The sequence below is a fragment of the Pseudomonas sp. Sample_20 genome (assembly GCF_004307585.1).
In the GTDB taxonomy this organism is placed as follows: domain Bacteria; phylum Pseudomonadota; class Gammaproteobacteria; order Pseudomonadales; family Pseudomonadaceae; genus Aquipseudomonas; species Aquipseudomonas atacamensis.
Window position 1 is genome coordinate 102,996 of record NZ_RCOA01000036.1, and the last position, 21,739, is coordinate 124,734.

17 protein-coding genes and 1 pseudogene are annotated in these 21,739 nt (G+C 52.0%); 9 read left to right on the forward strand and 9 right to left on the reverse strand.

What is annotated here, in order from left to right; all coding sequences use genetic code 11:
• The first annotated feature begins 228 nt into the window (after positions 1 to 228).
• Positions 229 to 4,689: a GreA/GreB family elongation factor gene (locus D8U70_RS09515; RefSeq protein ID WP_241664640.1), complete on the forward strand. Its 4,461-nt coding sequence runs from the start codon at positions 229 to 231 to the stop codon at positions 4,687 to 4,689.
• 117 nt (positions 4,690 to 4,806) lie between these two features.
• Entirely contained in the window at positions 4,807 to 6,102 is a 1,296-nt protein-coding gene (locus tag D8U70_RS09520; protein WP_130928717.1) for an ImmA/IrrE family metallo-endopeptidase, read from the forward strand.
• A 121-nt stretch (positions 6,103 to 6,223) separates the two neighbouring features.
• On the opposite strand, the gene D8U70_RS09525 is transcribed toward D8U70_RS09520, so the two are convergent.
• A complete protein-coding gene (locus D8U70_RS09525) occupies positions 6,224 to 6,916 on the reverse strand; it encodes an ImmA/IrrE family metallo-endopeptidase (protein ID WP_130928718.1) in 693 nt (230 codons plus the stop codon).
• Between the two features lie 296 nt (positions 6,917 to 7,212).
• Positions 7,213 to 8,280 carry a DNA-binding protein gene (locus D8U70_RS09530; protein ID WP_130928719.1) on the reverse strand — a complete coding sequence of 356 codons (1,068 nt, stop codon included), beginning with the start codon at positions 8,278 to 8,280 and terminating at the stop codon, positions 7,213 to 7,215.
• A 196-nt stretch (positions 8,281 to 8,476) separates the two neighbouring features.
• Between D8U70_RS09530 and D8U70_RS09535 the strand changes: the two genes are divergently transcribed.
• Complete coding sequence (locus D8U70_RS09535; RefSeq protein WP_130928720.1) at positions 8,477 to 9,424, forward strand: site-specific integrase; 948 nt, start codon at positions 8,477 to 8,479, stop codon at positions 9,422 to 9,424.
• Positions 9,425 to 9,679: 255 nt separating this feature from the next.
• On the opposite strand, the gene D8U70_RS09540 is transcribed toward D8U70_RS09535, so the two are convergent.
• Together D8U70_RS09540 and D8U70_RS09545 are read right to left on the reverse strand one after the other, a co-directional pair.
• Positions 9,680 to 10,648: a DUF4365 domain-containing protein gene (locus D8U70_RS09540; RefSeq protein WP_130928721.1), complete on the reverse strand. Its 969-nt coding sequence runs from the start codon at positions 10,646 to 10,648 to the stop codon at positions 9,680 to 9,682.
• 294 nt (positions 10,649 to 10,942) lie between these two features.
• Positions 10,943 to 11,209, reverse strand: a complete 267-nt coding sequence (locus D8U70_RS09545) for a hypothetical protein (protein ID WP_130928722.1) — start codon at positions 11,207 to 11,209, stop codon at positions 10,943 to 10,945.
• Between the two features lie 358 nt (positions 11,210 to 11,567).
• Between D8U70_RS09545 and D8U70_RS09550 the strand changes: the two genes are divergently transcribed.
• From D8U70_RS09550 to D8U70_RS09565, 4 genes are all read left to right on the forward strand, one after another.
• Positions 11,568 to 12,311 carry a hypothetical protein gene (locus D8U70_RS09550; RefSeq protein WP_130928723.1) on the forward strand — a complete coding sequence of 248 codons (744 nt, stop codon included), beginning with the start codon at positions 11,568 to 11,570 and terminating at the stop codon, positions 12,309 to 12,311.
• Positions 12,312 to 12,602: 291 nt separating this feature from the next.
• A complete protein-coding gene (locus D8U70_RS09555) occupies positions 12,603 to 12,878 on the forward strand; it encodes a hypothetical protein (RefSeq protein ID WP_130928724.1) in 276 nt (91 codons plus the stop codon).
• Positions 12,875 to 13,609 (forward strand): Fic family protein, encoded by a 735-nt coding sequence (locus tag D8U70_RS09560; RefSeq protein WP_130928725.1) that lies wholly within the window; start codon positions 12,875 to 12,877, stop codon positions 13,607 to 13,609. Before D8U70_RS09555 ends, D8U70_RS09560 begins: the two co-directional genes overlap by 4 nt.
• A 699-nt stretch (positions 13,610 to 14,308) precedes the next feature.
• Positions 14,309 to 14,617, forward strand: a complete 309-nt coding sequence (locus D8U70_RS09565; protein ID WP_130928726.1) for a hypothetical protein — start codon at positions 14,309 to 14,311, stop codon at positions 14,615 to 14,617.
• Positions 14,618 to 14,793: 176 nt separating this feature from the next.
• On the opposite strand, the gene D8U70_RS09570 is transcribed toward D8U70_RS09565, so the two are convergent.
• The 5 genes from D8U70_RS09570 to D8U70_RS09590 form a co-directional block, all read right to left on the reverse strand.
• Positions 14,794 to 15,684: a nucleotide-binding protein gene (locus D8U70_RS09570; RefSeq protein ID WP_130928727.1), complete on the reverse strand. Its 891-nt coding sequence runs from the start codon at positions 15,682 to 15,684 to the stop codon at positions 14,794 to 14,796.
• Positions 15,684 to 15,959 carry a hypothetical protein gene (locus tag D8U70_RS09575; protein ID WP_130928728.1) on the reverse strand — a complete coding sequence of 92 codons (276 nt, stop codon included), beginning with the start codon at positions 15,957 to 15,959 and terminating at the stop codon, positions 15,684 to 15,686. Before D8U70_RS09575 ends, D8U70_RS09570 begins: the two co-directional genes overlap by 1 nt.
• A gap of 414 nt (positions 15,960 to 16,373) precedes the next feature.
• Complete coding sequence (locus D8U70_RS09580; protein ID WP_130928729.1) at positions 16,374 to 16,796, reverse strand: hypothetical protein; 423 nt, start codon at positions 16,794 to 16,796, stop codon at positions 16,374 to 16,376.
• Positions 16,797 to 16,965: 169 nt separating this feature from the next.
• Positions 16,966 to 17,694: a hypothetical protein gene (locus D8U70_RS09585; RefSeq protein ID WP_130928730.1), complete on the reverse strand. Its 729-nt coding sequence runs from the start codon at positions 17,692 to 17,694 to the stop codon at positions 16,966 to 16,968.
• Between the two features lie 47 nt (positions 17,695 to 17,741).
• Positions 17,742 to 17,954: a hypothetical protein gene (locus D8U70_RS09590; protein ID WP_130928731.1), complete on the reverse strand. Its 213-nt coding sequence runs from the start codon at positions 17,952 to 17,954 to the stop codon at positions 17,742 to 17,744.
• Positions 17,955 to 18,897: 943 nt separating this feature from the next.
• Here D8U70_RS09590 and D8U70_RS09595 point away from each other — a divergent pair.
• Positions 18,898 to 19,476, forward strand: a pseudogene (locus D8U70_RS09595) (histidine phosphatase family protein); the annotation flags it as partial.
• A gap of 244 nt (positions 19,477 to 19,720) precedes the next feature.
• On the forward strand, positions 19,721 to 21,265 hold the full coding sequence (locus D8U70_RS09600) for a DUF6602 domain-containing protein (protein WP_130928733.1): 1,545 nt from the start codon (positions 19,721 to 19,723) through the stop codon (positions 21,263 to 21,265).
• The last annotated feature ends 474 nt before the right edge of the window (positions 21,266 to 21,739 follow it).

The window sequence follows — 21,739 nt, forward strand, 5'->3', positions numbered from 1 at the left end:
TCGAGTTCAGGCTGACGCCCGGTCTGGTACATCATCCCCCCTGCCCCAGTTTCTAATCCTCCACAATCCTCGATTCAATTCCTGCTACCTGTGCTGACCTGGGACGGTGACCGGCCAAGAGCTGCGTAGTTCGAATCTCCGCGCCGCGCAAGCTCCGGCTAAATCAAGGCTACGCAGGGCGCTGAATGATCGATAAGATGAGCGGTATCTCAGTTCTGCGAGCCAGGTATGGCAAGGCCTCCAAAGGCAAAGGGAGAAAAATCTCCCACCCCTAAACCGAAACCCCGGCGGAAGAAGGTCGCAAGTCCTGTTTCCACGGGCGGGCGCGGTGGTGCATTCGAGCAACGCGTGCAAGCGGTGAGGCTGCTCGCTATGTGCCTGGGCATCCCGTGTGCGGGGTTGCGCGAAGGATTTGTCATCGTAGGGTTGCTGTTCCAAGGTCGAGGATTTGACCACAATACTGACGACCTGGTTGTCTATGCTGCGACGGCGAGCACAGGACGGAAAGCAACCATCAGAATGCAGATGAAGCGGTCACTCAAGGCGACTGCCAACGAGATTTTTACCGAGGCCGTAGGGCTTGCGTGGCTCGACTTCATCAAGCCAACTTTCCAGCGCGGACTGGACGACAATCTTATTGTGTACCACGTGTCCAGCTCGTCTTCCATGGAGGGCGCCGTGGAGGTGGTCAGGCTGGCCTCAGCGTCGATTTCGCATGAATCTTGGCACGTCCGTGTGCAGTCAGAGGGGCTGAGTAACGCTCGGAACCGAGCTGCTTACGCCGCCATCAAGGCTGCAGTTGAACAATATAATGAGGCGGCGGTTAGCGACGAAGACCTGCGACAGTTCGCGTTACACCTGAAATTCTTGCCCCACGACCTGGACTCGGATCGCACTCAGGAAGCCGGATACCAAAAGCAATTTATCGCCCAGGCATTGCCAAGCCGGGACAGCGGCGCGGTGTGGTCGCAGTTATTGGCTGTGTGTGCTGAGCTCAATGGCACTGCCGGAGAAATCGACCTCTCTTCCGCTTCAGCCCATCTGGGTGAGCTTGCCAAGGAATTTCATACGGCCAAGCTGATACGCGAGAGTGTGCAGGCCTACCAAATGGGTACGATGCCTGTCAGCCATGAGCGCGCGTCAGAGCTTACCCCGCTGGCGGAATATCTCGCTCCCCTCCTCTCCGTTGATCGCGCTGCCGGTAGTACACTGCTGACTGATGACCTTCCCATCGCAATCCAAGGGTCGGAAACTACATTTGCTACGCGCCAGCTCGACCGCATCAGCACGCTGCACAACGATCGCCGATACAAGGATGCCTTGACTCAGCTGGAACTCCTCGAGGACGAGCTGGACACGTTTGATATTCACCAGAAGGCCCGTTGGTATTTCCTTCGTGGGATGTGCTTCTGGCATCTTGGGGACGATGAGATCGCCTCGACAGATCTTGAGGCAGCCGCAAACCTCTATATCGACGATGATCGTATCGCTGCGGGTCATGTCCGGGCTCACATGCTCAAAAATGATGTGCAGGCTGCTCTCCAGGTTGGCCAGGCGGCACAGGCTCGCTTTCCGGAGTCGTATTCGGTATGGATCGCTTACACCAACGCAAGAGTCCTCAATAGAGAAGAGCTAACTGAAGACGAGATCCCCGAAGCCTTTCGCGATAGATCCGGGGCCTGGCAGATGGTGGCCAGTTCCAGGGCTGGCGCCGGGGACGATCTTGGTGCCGTCAACGCTATCAAGACAGCGTTGGAGCAGCCTGACAGCTCTATTTTCATCGTTGAAAACTATCTGCGCTTTGCCCTGCGACTCGCCACAGATAACCCGTTCCACGTGAATACGCGATCCCAGCCTCAGGATCGACGCGAGCTCATAATGGATGCCATGTCCAAGTTTGAGGATCGGGAGGCTGTGCTATGGGCCGAGCAAAGTCCTAGGACAAAGACTGACGTCGTTTTCCACCTCGCCTATGCGTATCTGCTATTGGGGCAGCCGGCTCAGGCGTTGGACATGATCGACCAGGGAAGACAGCGTAGCGTCCCAGAACATGAGACATCGGCCCGAGTGGAGCTTGAGGCCCTATGCGATTTGAATCGTGAGGGTGAAGCGGTTGATCGCTTCTGCGATCGCCTTGAGCAGCTTCCCGATGACGCACTGGTGATCTTCGGCCAAGCATGCTTGGTTGCGGGTCGGGAGCCAATGCTCGAGTCTGCCTATGGTCTACAGGTGCAGCGGCCTGTCACGGATGAGTCGGCGAAAGTGCTGCGGATACTCCGCCACATGCACTGGGAATTGTTGCTGCGTCAGCAACGCAATAATGCAGTTCAGCAAGAGCTTTCGCTGCTAGGTGTCAATCCCCAGAACAGCAATATCACCGATGGGGTTTTCGCTGCTCGGGCCTTCATCGATAACGACGCAGTGCGCCAGGCATTCGAGAATCGTGTGGCTGAACTCGCACCGCAAAGCAGCGATTTGCTGGAGCTGTCCATGGCATCGCAATGGATGCTCCATGCACGGCGTCACGATGACGCTATCGCAATGCTCGAACGCGTGCTTCCCCGCGACTCGTTTACTCCACTGCACGTGGATCTTCTTCACGCCTACGTCCTAACTGATCAGCGTGCGAAGGTTCGAGATCTGCTGGAGTCACTTCCTGGTGAATGGCGCCAGTCCGCAGATGTCCGAAACGTGGCTTTGAACGTTTACGGTAACGCCGGTGATTGGCCAAAAATGCGTGAAATCGCAGAGATGATCGCTTCTGAGAGCCCCCTTGATGCTAGTGCATGGTTGCTGCTGATTCAGATTCTAGCCAACATAAACCCTGAGCAGATGGACGCGTGCATAGCCACGCTTCCTGTCTTTCTGGAAGGCTCCGCTCAGGATCAGTTGAAACTTGCTAACGCAGAGATCAGTCGGGGGATGCATGATCAAGGTATCGCCCGCATTTACCGCACCATGCGAGTTAGCTCGGGAAATCTTGAGGCTGCTGCAGGTCACATCTCACTCATGGTCATGGCATCCGGCACGGTGGATGCTTTCCTCACCAACCCAGTCGAGGTCGCTTGTGGTACGTCAGTCGAACTCGAAGACAGCAACGGCGGCAGCGGTTACGTTTCAATAGATTTTGACATTGACCCCCCTCTCTCGCCTACCGCGGAGTTCATCGCTGCGGCCTCCGAGCAGGCTGTCGCGCTAATGGGTCTCAAAGTTGGCGAAACCACAACTATCCGTAGCTTGATAGGAGAGCAGACGCTCAAGGTCAAGCGGATTGTGACCATTCACCGACGTCTGCTCGATCTATCATATGGGCATGTCTCAAGCGCGGTCGTTCCGAGCAAAAATTTAGTCGCCATGACCATCCCCACGCGTGAGGATGGTGAGCTGGATATCTCCTTCTTCATCGAGCAAATCGAACGAAAAAAAACACAGGGCCTCAATACAATTGGGCTCTATAGCCAGCACATGGCCACGCTTGGGCTGATCGCGAAGATGCTCGGTGTGGATGTGATCGATCTCGTCAGAGGCTGGCCCTTTGAGGGGCCATTGCTGGAGGTCTCGATGGGTGTGGGCCAGACCCACGATGAATTCCCGGTTATCGGTGCCTCCGATCACTGTTGGGTGGTAGATCTTCCCATGCTGGTAGAGCTTGCGACGCTTGGAATGCTCGATGTACTGGAGCACATCCCCAGGCTGTATATAGCTGCTGCCACCAAGCAAGCGCTAGAAACGAAGATCGAGTCGTCATCGCGATTTCACAAGGGAGGGACGCTCTTCTCACACGATGGGCAACTCGGTATGCAGGAGCAGACAGAGGAAAATTGGCATCGGGAGCGGGCCTTCCTCGGCTCAATCTATGCCGCTATTGATGAGTATTGTGAGGTGGTACCGGCATATGGCCCACCCACACTGCCGGCACAGATGCATACGCTCAAAGACATTCTGGGTGAAGGCGAGTATGCAACCCTGCTTGTTTGCTTGGAGTACGGCGGTGGGCTGCTGTCGTCAGACGCCCGCCTCCGAGCTATAGCAGGACTCCTAGAGATCAAAGGAGCATCTCCTCAACTGCTACTGACGAATGAGCTGATTTCAGGGCGCTTGGTGCGTGCCGAGTACTCCCGGGCAGTTGTTCAAATGGTGATGACCAGGCGCAGCTTCATCTCGATCCAAGCTGCCGACCTTGTCACCATGATGGATCAGGGTGAAACGTTTGCAAACATAGGTATCAACCGATTGCGGAGTTACTTGGCCGAGCCGAACCTAACATTTGATACTGCTGTGCCCGTTATAGTCGACTTTGTCTGTCTGATGTTCCTGCAGGCGCGCTGTAACCTAGGTGTGATGCTGCAGCTGATTGAGTACTGTTTTGAACCGATGTTCCGCCACCCGAGCTGCCCTGACGATTTCCATAGGTTGGCGTACACACGGATCCTGCTCACGTTAGCCGGTGTAGAGATCAATTCCGTGGCCCGCAAGGCCATAGGGCACAGACTACATGTTGCGATGCAGCGCGCAGAGCGCCCTAGCAGGCCGGTGACACTGGAAGCGAAGGTTTCCTTCGCTTATGCAGTCCCTTTCTGGGCGGTCGTGGTGCCCTCGCCGCTAGCTTCTATTCAGCTAAAAGCCCAAAATCCTGCACCGGCATCGGTTCAGAGCGGTCATACAGAGGAAAGCAGGAAAGTGGATTAGCATTCATCATGATGCAACCTGACAGGCAGCATGTTCCGCAGGAAATCACCTTCTCGGAGCAACAACTATTCACGTACAACTGACTTTCTGATCCGTTAACCGGAGCCTGCTCTGCATATGAAAATTGAAGCGCTCAGCACCTATGCCAAGGGTGACCGATTCGAGGAGCAAGTCTTTGAGTTCCTGTCTCGTGAGATCAATGAAGGTCGCTTTTATGTCTTCCGACCTGAGTGCTGCAAAATTTTCAGGAAGAAGGGCTACTACTCCCGCGACCGAGAAGACTTCATCATTTTTGACATTTCGGTCGAAGTGTTCCTGCCTGGCTTCGAGACCCCATCGTTGCTTGTGCTCATCGAATGCAAGAACTACAGCGGCAAAGTGCCTGTGGGGGACATCGAAGAATTTGGATCAAAGATCAGTCAAGTGGCCGGCTTCAATGCTAAGGGTATTTTTGCCTCCGCCAGCGCGTTTCAGTCCGGCACGTTCAACATTGCGCGGAATCGAGGCTTCAGTGTCTTGCGTTACTTCGATCAATCTGAGTTCAGATGGGAGCTTCCTCGCGCCCTATTAACCGGGGCGCTTAGCGCTAGAGCTCGTAAGCGCGCAGAGATCGAATTCGCCTTAACCCAAACGGATTTTCGGCCTACCGTTTATAGCGCCTATGCCGTAACTCCTGCCGGTTTTACGGATGGCTGGGAAGGCATCTGGAAAGGCCTCGACCTTGTGAGTGCTTTTAAAGAGAACGATTTGAGTCTGATTCGTCAGCCCACGCTTATCGAAACACCCAGGGTTGCGTTCATTTCGCGGGACAAAATAGATCGCTTGGCGCAGCAGGCTTTGAAATCCATTTCATACATCCGGGGAGAGGTTGATCTTACTAAGCTAGTGTCCAGGGAAGCTGATGTCAGTGGACTGTCCGTGAGCTTCATTGAGGACTCGGGCTCAGCCCTCGGCAGTATCACGTTCAACCCGCTTGAGATCAAAATCTTCGGGGCAGATAGCCAATCCCACTTGGCCCGATTCACACTCGCCCATGAGTTGGGGCATCACTTTCTAGGTCATAAACGCTACATGACACGAGAAGCCATCCGAGCGCAGGACATTGACCAGAGCCAGCTCATCACCATCCCTAAAGGGGAAGTTGAGCGGCTGGAGTGGCAAGCAAATACGTTTGCTTCATGTCTCTTGATGCCTAAAGAGGACTTTCAGGCTGCGTTTGGGTTGTTACTACAGCATCTTGGCATCCGAGATCGCGGTCACGGGCATCTGTACTTAGACAGTCAGAGGGACAACGTCATCCAGTTTCATGCTGTGTGCAATTCTCTGAGCGGATATTTTAACGTTTCGAAGACAGCGATCCGATTGCGCATGAGGGCGTTGGAACTGCTGGTCGAGGTTGGTCGGCAAGATTGATCTGCATCTAACGGGGAGTTTATGACGCATGGCCGGGTGGTTCCTGAGCGTACAGTTCTTTATCGCCCCGCCACTCTTTTGCACTCCGATCGATACCTAGCGCCTACTTCATGCCCCCAAGCTACGGCCAGCGTACTAAACCAAGCTCCTTGAGTCGTAACGCCATTGCCGAATCGGATACTCCAAACTGCGTAGCAAGCGATACGACGTTGAGGTTATTGAAGCGTTGGCACCGCGCCAGTGCCAGCTCTCTTTCCAAGGAGTCTGACGAGGCATACAACAAACCTTCGATGTTATGCGCATCGAGGTGATATGCGACCGTATCGTTAAAGTGAAGCTGGTCTCCACATAGGAATAGACGCCTGAAACGGTCAGCGACCAGCTTCGCAGGCATCAAAAAACAAGCCGCAAAGAAATCAGCCTCCCTTTCTTCAGGGTTTCGAGCCCCGCCGACTGGACGGCCATCTAACGCCCGATCCCTATGCATAACCTCACCTTTATGTAGGGCGAGGTGGCCGATTTCATGAGCACCCGTGAACAGTTTTACCGTGGAAGAGAATTCTTGGGAGATTGCAATGCGGTTCGCTTGGCGATCAATCAGACCTGCAATCTTAGGGCCGGAGCCGCCTTGGATGAATTTGGGATCACCGAGATTCGGAAGCTCCCGATATTCAAAGCCGTACGCTAACGCCGCCTTTCTCGGATCACGCGCCTGAAGCGGGGTGATATCTTGATCGCCCCACAGGTGATATCGGTCGCGCCAGAGCATGCGCAGCAGCTCGGATGCTTCTTGTTCGATATTTGGCATGTCCATGCAAATCACCGCATGTAGTGTTCTTGGCTTTATAATAACCCAATATGTAGGGTTTTCAAGCCCGTCGAACATGCGTTGGTTGTGCTCGGCACACTGCTGCTAGTTTGCTTTACTCGAGTGAGCCGCTTCGATACTTGACTGAGCTCGGGTTTCCAATCGAGGACGGGTGTCGAGCTGTATGAAAGCTGGCGGTAATATGCTGTTCGCCAGCATCAAAGTGAGTCGCTGATGAGCCCACTGAAGCGCGGAGCATTCTTCATTAGGGCCTATGGGTTTGAGCGTGGCTTTGTTCATGGTCACTTCCTCGACGGTTTTGTGGGTGCTGTCTTTAGCTTCTCGGATGCAGGCGCAAATGTGGTGTCCGAATCGCTTCCATCTGTCTCAGCCTGTGTAGCCTGCACTCGCCGGAGTTGCTCATTCTCCGATTGGGCAGCGGCAAGCAGCAGTCTTGCCTCTAGCTCGCGCTCGCCGCTCTTGGCTGCTGCTTCATTCAGTGCCGTGGCGTCTTGTCGAAGCGTGGTGATCTGTTCCTGGAGCTGCTCAGCAACGCCGGCGGATTTCGCCGCTGCGAGTTTCAGTCCTTGGATCTCGCCAGTCAGTGTCTGTATGTGCGCCTCATGGCCGTGTAGCAGTTTCACCTGCTGCCTGGACTCTCCAAGCAACCGCTCGTTGTCACGATTTAAACGAGTTAGGTCATCCTGTTTCAGCACCAAGGTTTCCTGCAGCTTGCGCTTCTCCCCTTGAGCCTCGTGGAGTTGGGATTCATGCCGTCGTTGATCCTGATCACGCTGCTCTTTTATAGACTGCCGGTAGTGCTCCAATGCCCCGCGTGCATGAACATGCTTTTCCTCTAGAGAGTGGATCTGTTTATCCCGGTCACTGACCAGGGCTTCTAGGTCAGTACAGCGTTGATTAAGTCCGGCATTGCGTGTCAGCTCTGCCTGGAGCGAGGACTGCGTGGTTTTTAGGTCAGCAGTTTGAGCCTCAATCGCTGCTTGCTGAGTGTCGAGCTGCCGACGCGCTGCGGTCAGTTCAGTTTGCAGGCTGGCGATCTGCGCCTGGAGCTCTAGACGCTCAGTATCAAAGGCTAATCGGGATTGTTCGATCGACTCGTTGCCCTCCTCCATGAGTTGATCCAGAAGGCTTTCCACCATTGTCGAAAGTTCTTCACCCATGCGTTCGCGGGACGATAGTGGGCGTGGATCGTAGGATTCGATCTCTTTCAGGTACCGGGCAATGGTTGTCTTCGACCCGGTATTCCCCAGTTCCACACGCACGGCATCGATGCTTGGGTATGTGCCCCTAGCGAGCAGAGACTGCCTTGCTTTTTGCACCACCGCCTTGTTAATGCCGCCACGAGCCATGTGAACTCCTACGATTTCGTGCTGTGTTACGTGTCATGTAATTACGTGACACACTATCATCTATTTTTTGGACGTAAAGTCCAATAACTAAAAAGCTATAATAGTGCTTTATAGCTTCTTTATACTTTCAAGCGCCCAGAAAACCTCCTTGTGGCGCGGAAAGGCAGAAACGCTACGATTTTGAAGGCAACGTACGATGGAAAAGGCAGATCGGTACCTCAGTGCCGGCACCCGAGAGAACACCCGCAAAAGCTACCGGGCGGCGATCGAACATTTCGAGGTGACTTGGGGTGGGTACCTGCCCACGACAGGCGTGGGCGTCGTTCGGTACCTGGCGGAGTACGCCGACCAGCTCTCCATTAACACACTGAAGCAGCGCCTAGCAGCCCTTGCGCAATGGCACATCACTCAGGGTTTCCCTGATCCGACCAAGACGCCTGACGTCCGCCAGATGATCAAAGGCATCAGGGTCGTGCACCCAGCACAGGTTAAACAGGCCGCCCCACTGCTGCTGAAGCACCTGGAGCAAGCGGTCAAATGGCTTGAAGGGGAAGCTGCAGCTGCGATTGAACGGGGAGATTACAAATCGCTGGTTCGTCATCGTCGCTCGGTGGCGATGATTTTGATTGGGTTCTGGCGTGGCTTTCGAGGCGACGAACTGGCCAGGCTAACGGTGGAGGACACCCAAGCCGTAAGCGGTGAAGGTATTACCTTTTTCCTGCCTTACACCAAGGGCGACCGCCAGCATGAAGGAACTACTTTCCATACGCCGGCTCTTACCATGCTTTGCCCCGTCGAGGCCTACATCAACTGGATAACAGTTGCCGGGATCGCGAAAGGCCCGGTGTTCCAGCGGATTGATCGGTGGGGCAATCTTTCAGGCAAAGCTATGCAGCCGCATAGCCTGATCCCTGTGCTACGCCGCATTTTCAAAGACGCAGGATTGCCAGCTGAACTGTATAGCAGTCACTCGATGCGGCGAGGCTTTGCGACCTGGGCGTCCGCTAATGGGTGGGACATCAAAGGGCTGATGAGCTATGTGGGCTGGAAAGACATGAAATCTGCATTGCGCTACGTCGACCCCAGAACGTCTTTCGGTGGACTTGTCGCGCGTGGGGCACCGTCACAGCTAGAAATTGACTAACCGATGCTTTCACCATTTTGCGGACTGTTTAACTCAAAAATGATATAGCGCTTCACTCTGAAGCGCGGGCCCCAAAAATTCTACGTCGCAACAGGCGAAACTGGACGGAACTCCGCTGCTTTCTCGATGGCGAGAGGTAGATAGACTAACGATGCCGCCACCGCCGCTAGCGGATTTCGATCTGGACGCCCCTAGCAGAATGCATCGCTACCTCCTCCCTCCGCTAGGCTAAGATTCACTTAACAAATTGCACTATTAACGCAGGTCTTCAAAGACTGCTTGCCTCTCCTGCCAGGTCAGCTCCGTGAGCGCAGGCAACGCGGAGTCGGCGAAAGAGACTAATTCAGGGGCGGTATGCATCCAGTGTTCTCGGTAGCAAGCGATGAGTTCTCGAAGCTTGACGTAGACTTGCTGCATCTTGGCGTCCAGATGGCTCATTGCAACACTGAATTGTGCCTCATACATTTCACTACCCCATTTGCTGTAACAAGCTCCATTGCTGACTATCTCGTCGATAGTGGGCACATCCCATTCTACAGCAAGCAGCGTCGACACTCTGTGGACGCGATTGTAGAGGCTACGAATCTGGCGTTCGTATTTATGCTCCCCATGAGACCGACTGGGATCATAAGAGCCATCTCCATCCACCGCCATGTGCCCATCGCGCCCATATCGCTCGTCAAACAGACGATGAAAATCTTTGTGAAGGGACGGAAGCGAGGGCAGTTCATGATCTAACTGGCGTAGCCGCTTTGCGTATAGATATTGGTGGGTAAGACCAGCAGGCTCCAACTGATCGCAGCTCGAAAAGGTAAAAGTCACTTTTTCGATGTCGGTGCGTTTATATCGAAAAGGAGCCTTTCGCGTTTCGTGCTCAATGGATTTAGAGTAAACCTGCTTAGCGCTTGCATCCACCAAAATCAGGAAAACTGGTACCTCATAACCGAGCCACATATTCAGTGCTTTCGTACGGACAGCTACGTTGTGTCTTCCATCGTCTTCATTGAGGTTTGAACTGGCGGTGCCTTTAAGTTGAATGGCCGCAATCTGTCCAATAATTCGGTTTTTGGAGCTCACGAATTCTAGTAGAAAGTCGATGCCGTAGTCATTTTCCGAAAGCTCCCTCAGTAACCATTCCTGAGGAAGAGTAATTCTTAAGATATTTTTTGCTTGCGTGTCGACGATGTGGGACGAATGCCTATTAGGTAACCAGGAATCGCTCATATTTCCTCCTCGGAACTAGCCAGGCCACGGATAACAATTGTATATAATATCATCGACCCAGGCAGGATTAGGAGTTGATTTCCGCCGCCAACTACCGTGAACCAAGGCACTCTACTCCCGTGGGGGCGCTTCAGATTCTCATGCTTTAGTCCCGCAGCCCGAGCGCTACGCTTACCCAACCGGAGGGAGTGCGCCGATAGCGTCGCGAGTATCGCTATGCGTACCGGCTACAGTTCTGCTCACACGTAATGGAACCGCTGAAGGCGCAATGGATTGACGGCTCGCGATGCGCTGTTAACGGTCTGCATGACCAAGCTGCGCTCCGGCTTTAGCACCAAAGTGCTGGAATATTTTCACCAATTTCGCCGGCTCTGGCACCTGGTCATCGTTCAAAATGCCGATACCACTTGGGCCAATAAGGTCGTTTACCTTAATTGCCGGGATCTCCAAAACAATCAGGCCTGCTCCTTCAAGAGCCTTTGCGCCGAAGTGAATATGGTGGAAATCGCTGATATGGTTGTTCTCGTTAGCCGACTGCATGCACATCGGCACAACTACCATTTAGTAGCTGCTCTTGGCAATTGGCTGGCAACTACATGAGCTGGAAGTGATTACTTCCGGCAAGGAGCGGAGCGTGATAGCGTTTGCAAAGACGAAGGTTTACCCGGGAGTCAAGCTAAGCTCCTTTGTCATCCATGGAATATACGTTCTTACAAAAAAGGAGTGCCCCTCTCGTAAGGCGGTATTGCGTGCCCCTGGCGGGGGCGGCTGTCGTGAACCTAGACTCGTCGCCGGCGCCGGCGTCTCGGCCCTCTGGGCTTCCATTCTCACGCCTGCGCACTCCGTTTGCCTTTATAAGACGATCCTCAATGATGGGCTTTTGCTATCATCTGCAGCTTTTCACATGGATGGTTGAGAGATGGTTAAAGAAATAGCGGAGTATTTACGTGCTCGAAGAGACAGTCTGCCGTCGCTGTACGACTGGAAATTCGATTACGAAATTGCAAGCTCGGAGTTCGGACTCACTTTCTCAGGTGCCACCTCTTTTGAACGGACGCTCGAACTGAAAACCGGGTTGCGAAACCTAGTCAGCTCGAATACCAGTGATGCTGAACATCAGCGAGTTGCGACGTATTTCATCAAAACGTGGGGTGGGATCACTCGCTTTTCCAAGGTCAATGAGACGCTCGCGCTGTTTTCGTCTCACAAAGGCTCAACCGCAATGCCAGCTAAATTTAAGCCCTCCTTCAAGCTCATCAGCAGCTGGTCGAAATGGGCATCAATCATCTGCCCCGATTGGGCATGCATCTACGATGCTCGCGTTGCCTATTCTCTCAATGCCATCAACTACCTCTCAGGGTCGAGCCATCCTATTTTCCCGATGCCCGAGGGGCGCAACACACGATTAAAGATGTTGGACATCACTACCCTGTTGTTGGGGGAAAGACTTCAGCCCGGGGAGAGTAGCGACCCAAAGGAGCTGAGGAAAAATCATTACGTTCCGGAACAGGATGCTTACCCGTTGTACCTTTCCATCGTGCGGAATGTGAGCATGGAGCTGTGGGGAGACGTGGATCATATTCATGAAGTAGAGATGCTGCTCTTTTCGCTAGCCGACGGCGACATCTACCAGGAGGCATTCAATCGCCTCAGCAAGCTCTGAGTAGATCTCAACCCAGTGCCGGCCGATATCGACCGGGGCTGATCGCCCTCGTATTGATGGAGAACGAGATCCTGGGGGTAGGCATGCGTTTCCGTTAAACTCGTCCAGAAGGATGTGTCGATGCTGAACCTAGGCCTGTGGCATCTAAGGCGTTTCGCGACTGAAACGCCCTGCCAGTTTGAACGTAGCGAAGCTAGCGCAGATGCGACCTAGAGACGTCAGGAGTGTGGGTGGCACCAAAATACTCGGAGTCATGTAGAATGATATTGTACCGAGTAAGAGGGCCGCTTAATGACTCAATCAGCCACCAGAAGCGTTGCCAGTGAAGTTCGCCGTCTGGCCAAGTTTCACAAAGTAACCGCGAAGCGAGATAGCATCAGCTTTATGGCTACGTGCATCACTTCGCTGTCAGGCGACACTGTTGCCTTGGACACCGTTGAACAGCTGCTCGTGAATCTGAAACGCAAAGGTGTAATGAGCACCTCTGATCTGCTTGCGATGCAGGTGCGATACCTGAAGGAAAAAAACGCTAGCAAATCCAAAACCAAGAAGAAGCTTAAGGCGTGAGCTTTGACCCGTTCGGCGATTTCGATACTGCAGGCTATCTGCGCAACCACTTCCAACTGACCGACCTCAACACCGTAAAGCGTCTAGAGCACTCTTCGTTTGAAGCCAACATCGAACAGGCTCTAGACTATCTGGCCCGACTCAAGGACATCGAGTACGCATCCATCCTTGACGTTCATCGGATGCTGTTCCAAGAAATTTACCCTTGGGCCGGCCAAGATCGAATGGTAGTGGCGCCTGACCTGCGAATCAGTAAAGGCCGAAAAGGTGAGCCGGGCTATACCGAATTTGCTGATGCTGAAGACATCATCCTCGCCGCTGAATACGCAATTTCCACCGCGAACAAAGGGGTTCGATTTAGAGAAAGACCCGGTGAAGTCATGGGTCTACTTGCACTGGCTCACCCCTTCCTTGATGGCAACGGCAGAACCATCCTCCTCATCTACACCGAGCTTTGCTATCGGGCTGGCTTCAGCATTGACTGGAGCCAGACCACCAAAGATGGGTATCTGGCAGCTCTCAGCGCAGAAATCCTCGAGCCCAACGAGCGCTCATTAGATGAGTATCTTAAACCCCACGTCGTCCCTGCCGCCGAACGCAAAGACTGGCCCGCTCTTATCGGCGGGATTCAGGGACTGGATGGACTCGACAAAGAAGATTTGGACTACCAAAAACTGGATGGCTCACAGCCACAACCTCAGTACAAAGGCTACCTAGTTGAACGCGCCTGAATGGTCACACCAAAGCAGTCCAAAGCCCAGCCATAGGTGCTTAACGAAGTCCATCGAAAGCCGAACGCTTCCCATGGTTTAGGCTGAATGCTTCCGAGTCCGGCGTTGCGGTGCGAGCAGAGAATCGGAGCCCGTATCAATTTCCAATTGCGACTGCTTGCGTGTGGTACTCACGGCATTCCTCTTTATCAGCCGCATGAAAAAACGGCGAACCTTAGCTCGCCGCAAAGGAGCGTTTGTTTAGAACAGATTGATCGGGTAGTCCACGATCACTCTGCATTCGTTAGTATCCGCTGCATATCCGTGCGGAATACGCCGTGACGCATTGAGTACTCAACTCCTTGGCCGGGCTAATCGCATGCGTCCCCACCCTCTCCAACTCCAGACGATTGAATCCTTTGGAGGGCGCTCATTGTAGTATCCGCGCCCTCGTCATTGCCGAAGCGGATCCCTCTATCGCGAAGATATTTTCCCAGAGGTGATAGCACTCATCGCCGTCAAGCTCGAGGAAAAATACAGGGTACATTGTCGAGAAACGATCAACGAATGTTTTCGAGACACTTGAGAATCCCTTATGGCTTATCACCAGATACATGGGATTTTTTGTCCCACCCAGCCACAAGGTGATCGCCGTGGGTGTAGTCTTCGATGTCCAGGCTACCGTCCTAGGCCATGAATTTAACAAGGGAGTTGCGCACAATGCGTTATGCAAATTCAGTGATGACGACTTACTACGATGGCCTCGCAGGGTTTGAAAAGGAGCCTTGCGTGGTGATCATTCGGAATAAAGAAATCGTGGTCGAATACCTGCGAAAGGGCCGTCCCTCAACGTATCGGGGTGAGCTAGAGGGCGAGCAATACCATCTACATTACTTTCCCCAGATCGAAGGTTTTGTCGGAGAAGCCTACCTCAGTCGACCCGAAGGGAATTTGCTGGATGGCACATGGAACGAGTTTGAAAATGGCTCTAGAAGTGGAGGCACTTGGGACATCGAATTGAACGAGTGAGCTGTATGAGATCGATAATCACGTCCCTAAGGTTGTGGTTAGGTAGTGTCCCGAGCTTTCAGCGATTCGTTGTGGTCAGTGAGTGATTAAGCCAGGGACGTCCATTTGTTCACTGCGAGCTGATTTGAGTGAGCAAAGCAAGGCGGGACGCGGCAATGTCTGCCTTGCAGCATGACTTAAAGAACTGAGCTGGTATCAGGTGTGAGGCCTGCTGCCTTCATCTCTTTTATGAGCCTGTATTGCCACGCCTCATTAATATCCATTTCTGTATAGAGAACACCAAACAAGTCCGAAGGGATTTCAGGGTTGCCCTTCTTCAAGAGCATAACCTTCCCACGGCCTAGCTTTCCTCTGAAATAGCCAAGCTCGAAGATTACATTCTGGCGTGCACGGGCGTTTGTTGAAGCAGCTTGTGCGGAACCACCAACGTCATCAGGTGTGAGCAAGACCACTGCGAAGGCTGCATCTGATTCGGTTTCAAATTTTTCAATGATGGTCTGGCCTCGGTCAGGCATCTCCCTGAGCACGATCGCCTTTAGGCCGAGCCTCTCGATGAACCTAGCCAAACTCTGAAGTGCTGCCTCGTCGTGACCATGAACGATGAACACTTTGTTGGATGAGGCTGGGGAAGGCATCGGACGTAGGTTCTTAGGCTGGGATTGAACGTACAATTTGTAGTCCCGAACGAATGGGGCCAGGATCTGCGCGGTAAACCCATGAATGCCTGCGATGATTTTGTTGCTACCGTTGCTGAAGTGATGCATGCCGAAATTCAAGGCAAACCGAGGCTCTTCGCCCATCTTCAGCGCTAGCAGGATGATCAGCCCTAACCTCTCTTCCTCGTTGTCAGGCCAAGGTAGCGGGTTGCCACGGTACAACTTGCCGCTAGCTGCGAGGAATTCATCAAGGTCAACACGAGCAGTCAACTGGTCGTTAACGGTTGCTAATGACGGATCGCTCAGTGCTTTTGCTAATGTCCTCAGTGGCAGCTCATAGGTCTGATGCTGGGAACCTTGGAGATCAAGAACGGCGTTCGTGATCTTCTTGAAGATATCAATGGAAGTCATTATTCGCCACCGCTCAAGCGAGCCGCAGCCGCCTTATCAATGATGTGCTGCCTCGCGGTCTCTTTGAATTGCTCGATGAGAGGCTTCACAATTGAATTTGAGGCGTATGAACCTACTCGAGAATCAACATCTCGATAAATCTTTGCGATAGCTTGTTCAATGCTCAGAGGGTCGTTCGGGTCGTATTCCACTGACCCGATAGTTCCATCGAGTTCCTTTAGCGCCTTCGATGCCTCAGTCAAATCGCGCTGGAGCTTATCCAATCCTTTGATCATTCATCTACTCCCGGAGAAAATGCAACGGGGCTGTTGCCGCATGGCCGTAATAATGTCGAGGCTTCGCCATCCACTTACGTTAAAAATTTGGCTGACTGACGCAAGATAGCTCACATGACGAACCCCGACCGTTTGGAGCTGGTGCATTGCACATAAAATTACCAATCCAATATGACATCTCCCTAGCCCTTTTGATATCTAAGCGGGATTATTTTTCTGCTGGAATCGGGTAATGCTGCGCTGTCTAGCCTCGACATAATCATCAGGTCACACCGAGCTCATGCCATCAGTGGCCCGGATCGACAGATAGACAGAAGCTACGTGCACATGAGCATTTCGTGAACGCAGTAGGAGCGCTACGCCCTGATTCTTCTTGAGCAATTCGCTGCTGATGGTTTGATAGCAATGTAGATTTTAAGTGCCAGCAGTATCCATGCAAGCGCGCGCTTCGTGAGCTTTCTCCAATACCCGATATTTAGCCGCGTCTATCCGCGATGCCGTCGTATGCACACCAGATTTATCGTCTACTGCCTGATCTGTAGCTACAGGCGAGCCCGAAGAAAGCATTCTGACCGAGAGATCCTGGGTGAGATCTTTCGGCCACGATGACATTTTGAAAAAGGCTGGCCTGGAACAGGTCACTCGCAGCGGCTTCTGGGATGATGGCGCACCGTTAGGATCATTGGTCTGGAATGGCACCTCGTCTTCGTAAACGATAGCGACATACCACGAGCTCTCTTCCCGAATCCGTCCTCGGGGAAAATCGAAGATTAAATCGAACCGAAATGTCGATTCTTTAGGAAGGGTTACCAGCATGGCATCACTGAGATCAGTCATATAGGAGTCAGAGGAGAGAACAACCCAAGCTCTTGGTGAGTCACGCTGGCCTGAGCTTCTCCATTTTTATACACCACTATGAGCTTTCAACACCCTTGATATAGTTTGTCGTCTAAGGACAAGTGAATTGTTAGAAAAGCCCAAAGCAGCGCCCGATATAATCTCAACTCTACAAATGACTTGGTGAAACGATCAGGCGCACTGGAAGATCACCTGAAATTTTCGAAAGATCCATTTGGATTGTTGTGGGGCTTCTTATCAGCCTGCAGCGGTCATAGACGAAAAAAATGATCAACCGGCACTCGGGATGAATTCGATATCGCGCAATATCGTTAATCATCTCGTCGTTCAACTTCTTCAATGGCTTTCCTTGGTATGTGTATTTAGTTTCAATAACAATTCCGTATTTAGGCAGCAGAAAGTCTAAGCGAGAGCTGCTAGCCGCAATACTTGGCGTTGGCTCTTCAGACTTTACGTTATCGAAATGCAGCCCCAGTAGCGCATTGACTAAAAACTGCACGTCGTATTCATTATTGACCTGAATGCCCTTTTGGCCTATACGCGGGTGGGTTTCAAGATCTATCGCGAAATTATGGAATCGCCTCAGCATGCGACCAACGAGCTCTTCTGCGGACTCCACAGGTGTGGGCAGTACAGGCGACTCAAGAGAGAAATGAGTCTGTAAAATCTGCTCCTCGAAACGGCGCTGAGCTTTTGACGACCCTAGCAAAACAGAGGTAATCACTGTTCCGATTAACACCATCTCGGCGCTCAAAAACAAAATTAGATACCCGACGGAAAGCGAGACTTTGTATTGCCCTTCAATTTTATACTTCTGCCCCCCTCCCTCCCTGGGTTCGTTACGTGGAGCTAGTTTCAAATTGTACACGACGGTCACGCCCCTAATCGGTTGTACTCCCTGAAGACCATGTAGCGCATCTAATTCTATTTTTCCTTGGTATAGAGACTGAGCAGCTGATAAATTTCTCCGGTTTCCTCCTGATATCTTTTGGTATTAATCGCCTCGAGCACTGCAGAATTTGTAAGCTCTGAATCCTCGAAGTAAGGAGCAATCCATGCGAGATAAAAAGGTAACAGCATCAACGCTGGCACTGACAACGACACCGCAGATAAAATTCGCCAGCGTCGAATCGACATCACCAATTCACCTGGCGTGTCATATTCCTTGTTTGAAGCAAAAGATGCGTAGATCCATTTTAGCAACGCGTTCTTCTCCGAGGCATTCGATTAAAGTTGGTGCGTATCATACATGCAACGGTGATTGATAGAGCCAATCGTTAGACGACGCTTGGAGAGATTTTTGGCCGAATCACCATTGATAAGCGAGATTAACGCGATGAGCTTTTCAAACACCACGATCGCTCTTGTTAGAGCAGTTGTAGAGCTTTTATACGTGTGGAGTTTCAGGAGCGGCACTATTTGACGATCACTCTGGATCGCCTTAAGGCACCGCAGAACGTGCCGAATCTCCTCCATACACATTGCCAGAGAACTAGAGGACTCGAGAAACGTTGCTTCAATCGTGAAGCAAATGCTCCGTTGAATGCGTAAACCGCTCCGTCATGACCCAAGGGGCAGTGGACGCACACCGATTGTTAAGCCTAGACGTTAGACAAGTACTTACTATCCTCAGCTGGATGAGTTCGATCTCAGTGGTCGATCCCCGAAGAGGCGTGGGTTGCATAATGCAGTCTGGCCCCACCAAAGTCCTTGACTGCGAAATGATGGAGAATACTGCTGAATCCATAACCTGCGACGGCTCGCAATTGGTTAATGTCTTTTCCTAGCAGGCTGTTCGGGTACCAGTCATAGGCGGGCACAAGGCCCGGAGGGACGACACCTCCACGTACGGCCCAGCGATTGCGGCGCGCCTCTCTACTACGGACGTCACCATGATGTCGTAAGCCAACCAACTCCCCTCCCTGCTTTATTACCAACTCGCTCTAGATGCGGGCGATAATAGAGTCCACTGGGTCGAGCTTTCAGAAGTCTACATGCCACCCCATCACCCCTCCCTAATCCGGCCATGCCCTTAGCAACGCTACTGGTGTCGTGCGGCGGGGAAACGACAGGTAAGTCAATGAAGAATGTGAGGCTAGTGCGTCATGGAGAAAGCGCAGCCAATGCCGGTGCAGTTACCCTTGATCACGCAAGTATCCCGCTCACCGAAAAGGGCATCGAACAAGCTAAACGAGTGGCGCAATCCGTCAGCCGTGCACCTGAGTTAATCATTGCCTCCCCTTTCTCTCGGGCTCGAGCGACCGCCCGTGCGACTATCACCATATTCCCTGATGCTCCATCTGAGACATGGCCCATCGAGGAGTTCACCTACCTAGATCCGACCAGGTGCGTTGACACCACCGTCGGGCAACGGAAGGCATGGGTCGACCATTATTGGGCAAACGCAGATCCGTCCTACATTGATGGAGAAGGTGCTGAGTCGTTTCTGGAGTTTGTTGGCCGCGCACGCTCGTTCCTAGATGACCTCGCCACGCACCCGGCGCAAGACATCCTAGTCTTTTCGCACGGACAATTTCTCAATGCGGTAGCTTGGCTCATCGAGCGCAAACCACTCCAGGTAGATGCCCAAGCGATGATCGACTGGCGCAGGTACGAGATCGATAATCACGTCCGTAATTGTGGGTATGTCGTGACCCGTGCTCTAGGCGATTCGTCGTGGTCAGTGAGTGATCCAGTCGACATAGATGGCGCGGTTGATCTCAACATGCTCCAAGCAAGGTTAAGGCTTCGTATACGACAGAAGATTGCGGGTTTCATCGCTTACAAACGTGTTGACTCGCCTTTGTAAAAAAAGCCCAACAGGGCGTTTTTTCAATACCGGGTTTCCTCTCTTCTTACCTCCCGAGGATCCTTGAAAACGGAAAGTTGTAGAAGGTCAGAATGTGCACCTAACCGCACAGCTGATTTATCGAATCCCTGATGTTACCTTTCGCGCAGACTTCCAACGCGGCCAATTCAACATGCTCGAACAAAAAATCACCTACCTTAAAGAGATTGCTATTCTGATTGAGGAAAAAATCAGTGAGATGGCCGCAAAGCTTGAGCTCCAGCCGATGCCTCATATGCCGACATTGGGAAGCGGTTACGAAGCCATTTCAAAAACTACGCTTGAGACAACGCTAAAAGAGAAACTCCACGCACCTGTTTACCTATCAGAGGGTTTCGTCAGAATAGCCGGTGAGATGGCAGGGCAGCAAATTGACATTATTTTGTCCAGCAAGCCAGGTGAACAATACGGTAATACGGCGTCATTCATCCATAACATTGAAGATGTACTATGTATCATAGAGGTAAAAAAGACACTCGATAAGTCTTCATTCACCGATTCAATGCAGCACCTGACCGTGATAAAGGACAGTTACATAGATGCAATCACGAAAGGAACTATTCCTTTAAATTTTGCAGCAGTCGATCATGCAAGAAATGTCGTATCCATTCTAAAACACGCCCCATTACTTATTGAAAAAAAGAAAGGAAAAATTAACCTAACGAATTTAACGCTGCCTGAAGAGGTGCTCTTCTGGAGCTTTTATTTAGAGTGGGCATTGCCGCCCTATATTGTCCACGGCTTCGACGGCTATAAAACCGAGCAAGGACTGCAAAACGCATTCTCCAAATACGTGGATAATAAAGACATCAAGAAGAGATGGATTACCTATATTCCTTCCTTGGTAATGTCGGGAAAACTGTCGATTGTGAAGGCAACCGGAAATCCATTTTTCTATAAAGAAGGGGAAGAAGTCTCGGTTTTTTTTATGTCAGCCAATTCCTTACCTATGGAATTGATGTTGATGATTATCGTAAATCGCATGGTAGCCACTGGACTAGTCGACAAATCCTGGGGCTCTATCTACACCGAAAACTCATTCTGTCCCTTCCTCAAGGCAATAGTAAATCTGGAGGTATTAGATAGGTTTTCGGCCAGATTCACGCGTGTACTGTTCAAAAGAAACAACATTTTGGACGAAGCCTACCGGTTGAAGAATACTCCTCCACCGGGAAAGATCGGCCCGGCCGCCACCAACGTTATCCAGTCCCATATCTTCAATTTGCTAGCTCGCGAGCGTGGTCTCTTCTGCCGCGTTCCCTTTCTTAACGACATAGAAAGTCTGCAAGCCCTTGAGGAAATCGAAAGATTAGGGATCCCTGTAGATCTGGAAGGTTTTATGGCTGAAGTGGATTTTGCGTTTAGAGCGAACCCCAGCGACGGTACTGCCATAATTGATCAGTCAATCTCCAAAATGGAGCGTTTCGTGCTCTACTACCCAGAGCCAGTCATAGATGCTGTCCTCAGGTACAAAAACGGCAAAACGGATCTTAAGCTCTCCGAGCGATTCCAAAAAAAAATTGACCGCCAGATCGATGACTATTCAGCCCGTGGCTGGCTCATCTCAGAAGAAATAGCGAGAAAATATTCATTAATCTGAGTGGCTAGTAACCAGCGAAATCAACGGGCGCACAGCAAATTAAATAAAACTAAATGCCGGCCCAGGGCCGGCATGGTCAGCGACAGACTTCGATAACTAGGGAGCCCTCCCCCTATCGAACCGTATTTGAGTATTGATTGAACAGTAGCTTGCGCGTTTACTCGTCGGCCACAGGCGCAGTGTTGACCTGTTCTGCCAGCGCATAAGCACGCTTCTGCTCAGGCTCTTCACTGATCTGACCTAACTCATGAAAGGAATCTCGTGAAGCTGATCAAAATCGAAGAGGCAGAGACGCCCGAAGATTGGCTCGTGTGGATGGATGCATGGTGCGTTAGATTTCGCAGTTATGCCGAAGCCGAAAGCTTCGTTCGTTATTCAGCTGGTCGCAGTAAGCGGAAAATCCCCTCACATAGTTCCCGCTGGGCAACCTGTCGTGATTGGCGAAAGTTCGCAATCAACAAGGGAACTCCTCAT

Coding starts and splice junctions, on each gene's coding strand:
- D8U70_RS09555 (WP_130928724.1), top strand. CDS start 12,603: ATGACTCAATCAGCCACCAGAAGCGTTGCCAGTGAAGTTCGCCGTCTG.
- D8U70_RS09575 (WP_130928728.1), bottom strand. CDS start 15,959: ATGATCAAAGGATTGGATAAGCTCCAGCGCGATTTGACTGAGGCATCG.
- D8U70_RS09545 (WP_130928722.1), bottom strand. CDS start 11,209: ATGGTAGTTGTGCCGATGTGCATGCAGTCGGCTAACGAGAACAACCAT.
- D8U70_RS09580 (WP_130928729.1), bottom strand. CDS start 16,796: ATGACTGATCTCAGTGATGCCATGCTGGTAACCCTTCCTAAAGAATCG.
- D8U70_RS09550 (WP_130928723.1), top strand. CDS start 11,568: ATGGTTAAAGAAATAGCGGAGTATTTACGTGCTCGAAGAGACAGTCTG.
- D8U70_RS09525 (WP_130928718.1), bottom strand. CDS start 6,916: ATGGACATGCCAAATATCGAACAAGAAGCATCCGAGCTGCTGCGCATG.
- D8U70_RS09540 (WP_130928721.1), bottom strand. CDS start 10,648: ATGAGCGATTCCTGGTTACCTAATAGGCATTCGTCCCACATCGTCGAC.
- D8U70_RS09590 (WP_130928731.1), bottom strand. CDS start 17,954: ATGTCGATTCGACGCTGGCGAATTTTATCTGCGGTGTCGTTGTCAGTG.
- D8U70_RS09520 (WP_130928717.1), top strand. CDS start 4,807: ATGAAAATTGAAGCGCTCAGCACCTATGCCAAGGGTGACCGATTCGAG.
- D8U70_RS09570 (WP_130928727.1), bottom strand. CDS start 15,684: ATGACTTCCATTGATATCTTCAAGAAGATCACGAACGCCGTTCTTGAT.
- D8U70_RS09515 (WP_241664640.1), top strand. CDS start 229: ATGGCAAGGCCTCCAAAGGCAAAGGGAGAAAAATCTCCCACCCCTAAA.
- D8U70_RS09535 (WP_130928720.1), top strand. CDS start 8,477: ATGGAAAAGGCAGATCGGTACCTCAGTGCCGGCACCCGAGAGAACACC.
- D8U70_RS09530 (WP_130928719.1), bottom strand. CDS start 8,280: ATGGCTCGTGGCGGCATTAACAAGGCGGTGGTGCAAAAAGCAAGGCAG.
- D8U70_RS09565 (WP_130928726.1), top strand. CDS start 14,309: ATGCGTTATGCAAATTCAGTGATGACGACTTACTACGATGGCCTCGCA.